We start from the raw sequence: 8,062 nt of genomic DNA on the forward strand, positions 1-8,062 counted from the left end.
CCCGCGGCACACTGCCGGCATGCGCGCGCACGCGGTGCTGCCCTCGCCGGTCGGGCCGCTGACCGTCGTCGCCGACGACGGGGCGCTCGTCCGGCTGTACCTCTCCCCGCCCGGGCCGGAGGCCGACCTCGGCGTACGGGACGACGCCGCGCTCGCCGCGGTCGCCGGCCAGCTCGGCGAGTACCTGGCGGGCGCACGCGAGGCGTTCGACCTGCCGCTGCGGCCCCTCGGCAGCGGGTTCGAGCTCGCCGTCTGGGACGAGCTGACCCGCATCCCCTACGGCCGGACGACCACCTACGGCGCGGTGGCGCGTGCGGTCGGGCTGCCCGGCGGTGCCCAGGCGGTGGGGCTGGCCTGCGGGCGCAACCCGCTGGCGGTCGTGGTGCCCTGCCACCGGGTGGTCGGCGCCGACGGCGGCCTGGTCGGTTTCGGCGGCGGGCTGGCCCGCAAGCGCTTCCTGCTCGACCTCGAGCAGCGGGAGGACCGGCTGTTCTGAGTTGGTCAGGGCGCGGCGGCGCCTCCGCCGGGCGCCTCGCCGGGCAGCTCGGCCACCGACAGCTCGAGGTCGACGAACGCCGCGACCATCGCCCGGTACACGCGCTCGGCCACCTCGGGGCTGCCGCCGGAGGCCTCCGCCAGCCGCCGCGCCCGGGCGACGACCTGCTCGACGCGGTCGGGGGCGCGCACCGCGGCGGCGTCGGTCTTGAACCGTGCCGCCGCGCGCACCAGCCGTTCGCGCCGCGCCAGCAGGGCGACGAGCTCCTCGTCGAGCCCGTCGATCGCGGCACGGACCGCCGTCAGGTCGGGGAGCTCCTCGGGGGACCCCGCCACGTCAGCCTCCGATCACGTGCACGAGCGCGCCGGTGGCCCCGGCGAGCACCAGGACGACGACGAACGGCGCGCGCAGCGCCAGCGCCACCGCGGCGACCGCCAGCCCGGCCAGTCGCCCGTCGACCACCAGCTCCCGGCCGGAGGTCAGCGCCTGCACGGCGACCAGGGCGGCCAGCAGCGCGGCGGGCACGAAGGTGACCATGCGGGTGACCCACGGCCGCTCCACCCAGGCCGCCGGCACCGACAGCCCGGCCAGCTTGAGCAGGTAGCAGCCGAGCGACCCGACGACGACGACCGTCCACAGCGTCCCGGAGCTCACGCCGCCGCCTCCCGCCGGGGCCGGCCGGCGAGGGCGACCGCGACGACGGCGGCCACCACCTGCACGCCCGCGGGCACGAACGGGGTGAGCGCCAGCGCGACCGCCGCCCCGCCCAGCGCCACCCGCCGCGCGACGGCCGGCTCCTCGGCGCCGGCGCGCAGCCGCGGCCACAGCAGCGCGAGGAAGGCGGCCGGCACGACGGCGTCCAGCGCGGCCTGCGCGGTCTCCCCCAGCGCCGCGGCACCGAGCGCGCCCACCAGCGTGGTGGCGTTCCAGACGACGTAGATCGACGCCCCGCCGGCGAGGAACGCCAGCCGCGCCAGCCCGCGGTCGGGCGCGGCCACCGCCAGCGCCGTCGTCTCGTCGATCACCCAGTGGGCGGTGCCGAGCCGGCGCAGCGGGCCGCGCGGGGCGAGCAGCGGGGCCAGGCGCACGCCGTAGACGGTGTTGCGGGTGCCCAGCAGCAGCGCGCTGCCGATCGCCGCCGCGCCGCTGCCGCCCGCGCCGAGCACGCCGACGAGGGCGAACTGCGAGGCGCCGGTGAACATCAGCAGCGACATGACCAGCGCCTGCCAGGGGTCCAGCCCGGCGGCGTCGGCGGCGGCCCCGAAGGCGACGCCGTAGAGCCCGACGGCGATGCCGAGCCCGACCGCGTCGCGGAGGAGGGCCGTGCGGGCGGTTCCGGACACGGGACCGGAGGCTAACGACCCGCCCCGGAGGGGGAAGGGACCCGCCCGGCACGGCGTTGACCAGGGCAGGGCTGCGCGTCGCCAGTGCGCAGCACATCACCCCCGCACCGGGCGGCACCCGGTGCCGATCGCCGTACAGTGACTGTGACCTGCAGTGCCGGTCGCCGCCGCGTACGGCAGACCGCGAACGGGTCCCCCCGTCGAAGGAGACACACGCACCCATGTCCGACACGCTGACCGGCTCGCCGGCGCTCGACGCCGTCAACGCCGCTCTGGCCACCGTCCAGGACCCGGAGATCAACCGTCCCCTGCCCGACCTCGGCATGGTCAAGGACGTGCAGATCGGCGTCGGCGGCGACCCGGGCGCCGTGCGCGTCGAGGTCTACCTGACCGTGGCCGGCTGCCCGATGCGCGAGACGATCACCAACCGGGTTACCACCGCGGTGTCCGCCGTCCCGGGCGTGACCTCGGTGCAGGTGGGCCTCGACGTGATGAGCGACGAGCAGCGCGCCGAGCTGCGCAGGACCGTGCGCGGCACCGACGCCGCCGAGCCGGTCATCCCCTTCGCCCAGCCGAACTCGCTGACCCGCGTCTACGCGGTCGCGTCCGGCAAGGGCGGCGTCGGCAAGTCCAGCGTCACGGTGAACCTGGCCGCCGCGCTCGCGAAGAAGGGCCTGTCGGTCGGCGTCGTGGACGCCGACATCTACGGCCACTCGGTGCCGCGCATGCTCGGCGTCGACGACAAGCCGACGCAGGTCGACAACATGATCATGCCGCCGCAGTCCTACGGCGTGAAGGTCATCTCGATCGGCATGTTCACCCCGGGCAACACCCCGGTGGTCTGGCGCGGGCCCATGCTGCACCGCGCGCTGCAGCAGTTCCTCGCCGACGTGTGGTGGGGCGACCTCGACGTCCTGCTCCTCGACCTCCCGCCGGGCACCGGCGACGTGGCGATCTCCATCGCCCAGCTGCTGCCCAACGCGGAGATCCTCGTGGTGACCACGCCGCAGCTCGCCGCCGCCGAGGTGGCCGAGCGGGCCGGCGCGATCGCCACCCAGACCCACCAGCAGGTGGTCGGGGTCATCGAGAACATGTCGTGGATGGAGCTGCCCGACGGCTCCCGCATGGAGGTCTTCGGCTCCGGCGGCGGCCAGACGGTGTCCGACGCGCTGACCCGCACGCTCGGCGCCCGGGTGCCGCTGCTGGGCCAGGTGCCGCTGGACACCCGGCTGCGCGAGGCCGGCGACGCCGGCGCCCCGATCGTCCTCGCCGAGCCCGAGGCGCCCGCCGCCAAGGCGCTCGGTGCGATCGCCGAGTCGCTCGCCGTCCGCTCCCGCGGGCTGTCGGGCCGGTCGCTGGGGCTCACCCCCGTCCGCCGCTGACGCGCTGACGCACCGGAGGCCCGGTCCCCACCAGGGGGCCGGGCCTCCGGCGTCTCAGGTGCGGGGAGGTCCGGGCGGACGGCCCTTCAGCTCGTGGAAGCCGACGGTGCCGCCGACCAGGACGACGCCGTCCCACAAACGGCCGGCCTCCTCGCCGCGCGGCACCCGCGACAGGACCGGCCCGAACACCGCCACGCGCGGCCGCCCCGGCTCCCGGACGGCGAGGACGGGCGTGCCGACGTGCGTGCCGACCAGCCCGATGCCCTCCGCGTGCGAGGCACGGACGAGGTCGTCGTGCGCGTCGTCGGCCATGACCTCCGCCAGGTGCGGCGGCAGCCCGGCACGCCCGAGCAGGTCGCCGGCGTCCGGCCACGCACCGCGCGTGTGCACCGCCTCGCCCCACGCGCGGTAGAGCCGGATCAGCGCCTCCTGGCCGTGGCGGTCGGCGACGATGGCGCCGGCGACGGCGTGGAGGGGCGCTGCCCGGTCGGGGACGGCACGTGGCCGCGGCGCCTACGTGAGGCGCCCTGCGGGGACGGGGGCGCGACCGCGGGGCCGGAGGCTCCCGGTCGGGACCTCGTGGCAGGGCTCCGCGCAGGTCGGGGACGGCACCTGGCCGCGGTGTCGGCCGGTAGGCCGACAGTGACTACGTCGCGTCGACGTCGAAGGGCGGCGGGACGGTGCGGTCGCGGTCGACGACAGCCGGCTTCACCAGGCTCGCCGCCGTCGCACCCGCCGCCCCGGCACTCCCCCGGCGCACCGGCGGGGCCGCGTGGTCGTCGTCCTCGAACAGCTGCGCCCGGATGAACGTCTTGGGGTGGTACTTGCGCAGGTCGAGGTCGCGCAGGCCGGCGAGGTCCTCACCGAGGGACTCGTCGACCTGCGCCCGCACCCCGGTCAGCGCGGTGCGGGCCTTCTTCAGGCCGGCCGCGGCGTCCCGGGCGAGGGTGGGCAGCCGCTCGGGGCCGAAGATGAAGAGCGCCGCGAGCGCCAGGACGACGATCTCGCCCCAGCCGATCGAGTCGAACACCGTCGCTCCCGTCGTTCCTGCGGTGTACCGGTCCCAGGGTAGCCAGCCGCGGCCTCAGGCCTGGTCGAGCGTCGCCTGCACCGTGGTCGAGGAGTCGTCGCGGACGACCTCGACGGTCACCGTGTCGCCGGGCTCGTGCGAGTCGATGGCGACGACGAGCTCCTCGGAGCTGCCGACGGCCTGGTCGTCGACGGCGATGATGACGTCCTGCTCGCGGATCCCGGCGTCGGCCGCGGCGCTGCCGGGCTCGACGTTGAGGACCAGCGCGCCGTCACGGGTGCCGTCGGTGACCGACCGGGTGTTCACCCCGAGCGCGGCGTGCACGGCCGCGCCGGTGGAGATGAGCTGCTCGGCGATGTCGCTGGCGGTGTCGATCGGGATGGCGAAGCCGAGGCCGACGCTCCCGCCGCCGAGCGAGGCGATGGCGGTGTTGATGCCGATCACCGCGCCGGTGGCGTCGACGAGCGCGCCGCCGGAGTTGCCGGGGTTGATCGGGGCGTCGGTCTGCACGGCGCTGATCACCGCGTTGGTGTCGCTGCCCTCCCCCGCCAGCCGCACGGGCCGGTCGAGGGCGGACACGATGCCGCTGGTGACCGTGCCGGCCAGCCCGAGCGGGGAGCCGATGGCCACCACCGGGTCGCCGACGACGACCGCGTCGGAGCTGCCCAGGGAGGCGGTGACCAGCCCCGGCCGCTCCACCTTGACGACGGCGATGTCGCTGGCCGGGTCGCGGCCGACGATGCGCGCCGCGGAGCCGCTGCCGTCGCTGAACACCGCGCGGATCTCCGCGCCCTCCACGCCGTCGGCGCCGGAGATGACGTGGTTGTTGGTGACGATGTAGCCGTTCTCGCCGTCGATGACCACACCGGAGCCGGTGGCGCCGGCCTCGCCGATGCGCACCTCGATGGACACGACGGCGGGCGTCACGTCGGCGGCGATGTCGGACACCGAGCCGGGCTCGCGGGTGATGCCCTCGTCGGTGGGGGTGAGCGTGGTGCCGGGCGCGAGCAGCGGCGTCTCTGCGGCCTCGCGGGTGAGCAGGTAGCCCACCCCGCCGCCGATCGCGCCGGCCAGCAGGACGGCGAGCACGAGCAGCGCGGCCACCCGCACCGTCAGGTCGCGCAGCCGCAGCTTCTTCCGGCCCTTCCGGTCGACGACGACCGGGCCCTCCTGCTCGGACTCCTCCTCGAACACCGCCGGACCGGTCAGGCCGGCCGGGGCGTGCGGGTCGCGCCAGGGGTCGCTGCGGGCGTCGGACTTCCACCACGGCCCGGCCGAGGTGCGGCGGCGGCCGGGGCGGCCGCCGGGCGGCTCCTGCAGCCCGCCCTGCCCGGAGGGGGCGCGGAAGGCGCGCAGCACGGCCTCCGGCGGGGGCGGGGGCACCGGCCGCGGCGGCGGGCTGGGCCGGTCGCCGGCGAAGCTGCCGGCGACGGCGGCCGGGCGGCCGAAGGCGGCCTGCTGCGCCGGGCTGGCCGGCGGGGGCGGGGTCACCGCCGGACGGTGGCGCTCCGGCGGGTCGAAGGAGCCCTGCGCACCGGCCGGGCGGGCGAAGGCCGCGCCGTCGACCGGGGTCGCGTCGGCCGGGGTCGCGTCGGCCGGGGTCGCGTCGGCCGGGGTCGCGTCGGCCGGGTCGGAGGCACCGGCGCGGGGTGCGGCGGGCGGCGGCGGGAGGACGGCCTCGACGGTGCGGTCGCCGTCGCTGGACCCGGGCTGCCGGGCGTCGGGGGGCGTCACGGGTACAGCGTCCTCTCCGGACCTGGGATGCGGCTCGGAGGGTCAGGGCGTGGCGGCGGGCGCCGTCGCCTCTCCGGCCGTGGAGCGGGTGAGGGTGCGCACGACCGGGGGCACGACCTCGGTGCGCTCCTCCGGCTGCGAGCCGCCGGCCACCGACGCGGGCGGGTCGGACTGCACCGGGCCGCCGTCGGGCAGGTTGACGGTGAGCACCGCGACACCGATGCCGAGGCCGGCCAGCGTGCCGGCGACCCCGCGGCGCAGCCAGCGCGCCTGGTGCGGCGGCGCCGGGCGCATCGGCGGGTCGTCGAGGGAGACGGTGAACCGGCCGGAGGAGCCGGAGACGGTGAGCTGGCCGGGGCCCGCGCTCAGGGCGCCGAGCCCACCGGCGCCGGGGACCTCGGCGGTGAACGGGATGGCGCACAGCCGGGAGAGCAGGTCGCCGGGGACGGCGACGTCGGAGGCGGCGTGCAGGGCCTCCTTCGCCTCGCGCTGGGCCTGCACGAGCATCCGGCACTCGAGGCAGCCGGCCAGGTGCCGCGCGGCGCGGGCGGCCGGCCCGCTGGCCAGCTCGCCGTCGACCAGCGCGGCGATCGCCTCCTGCGCCAGGTGGCTCTCGGGCAGGCTCATGCTCATGCGCCGGCTCCCGGTGCCGTCGCGACCCCGCGCGGGGCCAGGTGGGCGAGCGCCTGGCGCAGCTGCACGCGGCCGCGGTGGATGCGGCTGCGGACGGTACCGAGCTTGATGCCCAGCGTCGCCGCGATCTCCTCGTAGGTGAGGCCCTCGATGTCGCAGAGGACGACGGCCACGCGGAACTCCGGCGACAGCGCGTCGAGCGCCGCCTGGACCTGCGGGTCGAGGTGGGTGTCGGCGTAGACCTGCTCGGGGCTGGGCGCGGTGCCCGGCAGCCGCTCGGTGTCCTCGGGCAGTGCGTCGAAGCGGATGCGCTGCCGGCGGCGGACCATGTCGAGGAACAGGTTCGTGGTGATGCGGTGCAGCCAGCCCTCGAAGGTGCCCGGCGAGAAGTCCGCCAGCGAGCGGAACACCCGGACGAAGGTCTCCTGGGTCAGGTCCTCGGCGTCCTGCGCGTTGCCCGAGAGGCGGTAGGCCAGGCGGTAGACGCGGGCGGAGTGGTCGCGCACGACCTGCTCCCACGTCGGGGCGACCCACACCTCACCGGCGCCGGACGCGGCCGGCTGCGGGTCGGCGGGAGGGGGGACGCTGGCCTCGGACACGCTCCCAGTATCGCGGACGCGCACGCTGCCGACCTCCCCCGGAGAAGGGGGAGGGACGGCGGCACGCTGGGGTGTCACGTCCGGGTCAACGGGCGGGCGCTCCCCCGGTGTTCCCGGCGCCGCACTCTGACAGGTTCCTCACAGGGTCGGGTCCCGGGCCGGTCGCGGCCGGGCCTCTACCCTCGCCCGGTGACGATCGCCTCGGGACCGCCCTCGCAGGGCGGCACCGGTGGCGCCGCGTGGGCCGACCGGTACGCCACCGAGGACCCCGCCCTCACCGCCGCCCGGGCCCGCGTCACCGCGCTCGGCGGCCCGCCGCCGGTGGAGCCGGCCGTCGGCGCCACGCTCGCCGTCCTCGCCGCGGGCAGCAACGCCCGCGCGGTCGTCTCGATCGGCAGCGGCGGCGGCGTCGCCGGCCTGTGGCTGCTGCGCGGCATGCGCCCCGACGGCGTCCTCACCGTGCTCGACACCGACCCGGAGCAGCTGCGCGCCGCCCGGCGGGCGCTGGCCGACGCCGGCGTGCCGCCCGGGCGCACCCGGATGATCTTCGGGACGCCGGCGGAGGTGCTGCCCCGCCTGTCCCCCGGCGCGTACGACCTCGTCGTCTGCGCCGGCCCGCCCGCCGACTACGCCGGGCACCTCGCCGCCGTCGTCGGGCTGGTGCGTCCCGGCGGGACGCTCGCGTGCCACGGTCTGCTGGCCGGCGACCGGATCGGCGACCGCGCCGCCCGCGACCCGCAGACCGTCGCCTGGCGGGAGCTCGCCCGCGCCGTGCGCGAGGACGAGGCGCTGACCTCGGCCGTGCTGCCCGTCGGCGCCGGCCTGCTCGTGGCGGCCCGCCGGGC

11 protein-coding genes are annotated in these 8,062 nt (G+C 77.4%); 3 read left to right on the forward strand and 8 right to left on the reverse strand.

What is annotated here, in order from left to right; translation table 11 throughout:
- Positions 1 to 19 precede the first annotated feature (19 nt).
- Positions 20 to 496, forward strand: coding sequence for a methylated-DNA--[protein]-cysteine S-methyltransferase (locus WA616_RS09660; RefSeq protein WP_336029254.1), 477 nt, complete (start codon positions 20 to 22; stop codon positions 494 to 496).
- A 5-nt stretch (positions 497 to 501) separates the two neighbouring features.
- Here WA616_RS09660 and WA616_RS09665 read toward each other — a convergent pair whose 3' ends face one another.
- From WA616_RS09665 to WA616_RS09675, 3 genes are read right to left on the reverse strand one after another with little or no spacing between them, the layout of a single operon-like run.
- Entirely contained in the window at positions 502 to 831 is a 330-nt protein-coding gene (locus tag WA616_RS09665; protein WP_336029255.1) for a chorismate mutase, read from the reverse strand.
- A 1-nt stretch (position 832) separates the two neighbouring features.
- The gene (locus WA616_RS09670; protein ID WP_336029256.1) at positions 833 to 1,150 is read right to left on the reverse strand and encodes an AzlD domain-containing protein; all 318 of its coding nucleotides are present in this window, start codon (positions 1,148 to 1,150) and stop codon (positions 833 to 835) included.
- Complete coding sequence (locus WA616_RS09675; protein ID WP_336029257.1) at positions 1,147 to 1,839, reverse strand: AzlC family ABC transporter permease; 693 nt, start codon at positions 1,837 to 1,839, stop codon at positions 1,147 to 1,149. The genes WA616_RS09670 and WA616_RS09675 overlap by 4 nt, the downstream gene beginning before the upstream one ends.
- A gap of 221 nt (positions 1,840 to 2,060) precedes the next feature.
- On the opposite strand from WA616_RS09675, the gene WA616_RS09680 reads away from it, so the two are divergent.
- Positions 2,061 to 3,221, forward strand: a complete 1,161-nt coding sequence (locus WA616_RS09680) for an Mrp/NBP35 family ATP-binding protein (RefSeq protein ID WP_336029258.1) — start codon at positions 2,061 to 2,063, stop codon at positions 3,219 to 3,221.
- A gap of 54 nt (positions 3,222 to 3,275) precedes the next feature.
- Here WA616_RS09680 and WA616_RS09685 read toward each other — a convergent pair whose 3' ends face one another.
- From WA616_RS09685 to sigE, 5 genes are all read right to left on the reverse strand, one after another.
- Positions 3,276 to 3,674: a mycothiol-dependent nitroreductase Rv2466c family protein gene (locus tag WA616_RS09685; protein ID WP_442901992.1), complete on the reverse strand. Its 399-nt coding sequence runs from the start codon at positions 3,672 to 3,674 to the stop codon at positions 3,276 to 3,278.
- Positions 3,675 to 3,867: 193 nt separating this feature from the next.
- Complete coding sequence (locus tag WA616_RS09690) at positions 3,868 to 4,251, reverse strand: twin-arginine translocase TatA/TatE family subunit (RefSeq protein WP_336029260.1); 384 nt, start codon at positions 4,249 to 4,251, stop codon at positions 3,868 to 3,870.
- A gap of 54 nt (positions 4,252 to 4,305) precedes the next feature.
- Positions 4,306 to 5,985, reverse strand: a complete 1,680-nt coding sequence (locus WA616_RS09695) for a trypsin-like peptidase domain-containing protein (RefSeq protein WP_336029262.1) — start codon at positions 5,983 to 5,985, stop codon at positions 4,306 to 4,308.
- A 42-nt stretch (positions 5,986 to 6,027) separates the two neighbouring features.
- Positions 6,028 to 6,618 carry an anti-sigma factor family protein gene (locus tag WA616_RS09700; RefSeq protein ID WP_245794281.1) on the reverse strand — a complete coding sequence of 197 codons (591 nt, stop codon included), beginning with the start codon at positions 6,616 to 6,618 and terminating at the stop codon, positions 6,028 to 6,030.
- Positions 6,615 to 7,217, reverse strand: a complete 603-nt coding sequence (gene sigE, locus WA616_RS09705; RefSeq protein ID WP_073418786.1) for an RNA polymerase sigma factor SigE — start codon at positions 7,215 to 7,217, stop codon at positions 6,615 to 6,617. The genes WA616_RS09700 and sigE overlap by 4 nt, the downstream gene beginning before the upstream one ends.
- Before the next feature lie 189 nt (positions 7,218 to 7,406).
- On the opposite strand from sigE, the gene WA616_RS09710 reads away from it, so the two are divergent.
- Positions 7,407 to 8,062 (forward strand): O-methyltransferase (locus WA616_RS09710; protein ID WP_336029266.1); only part of this gene is annotated, 656 nt, incomplete at its 3' end.

This window comes from Geodermatophilus sp. FMUSA9-8 (assembly GCF_037034165.1).
Classification (GTDB): Bacteria; Actinomycetota; Actinomycetes; order Mycobacteriales; family Geodermatophilaceae; genus Geodermatophilus; species Geodermatophilus nigrescens.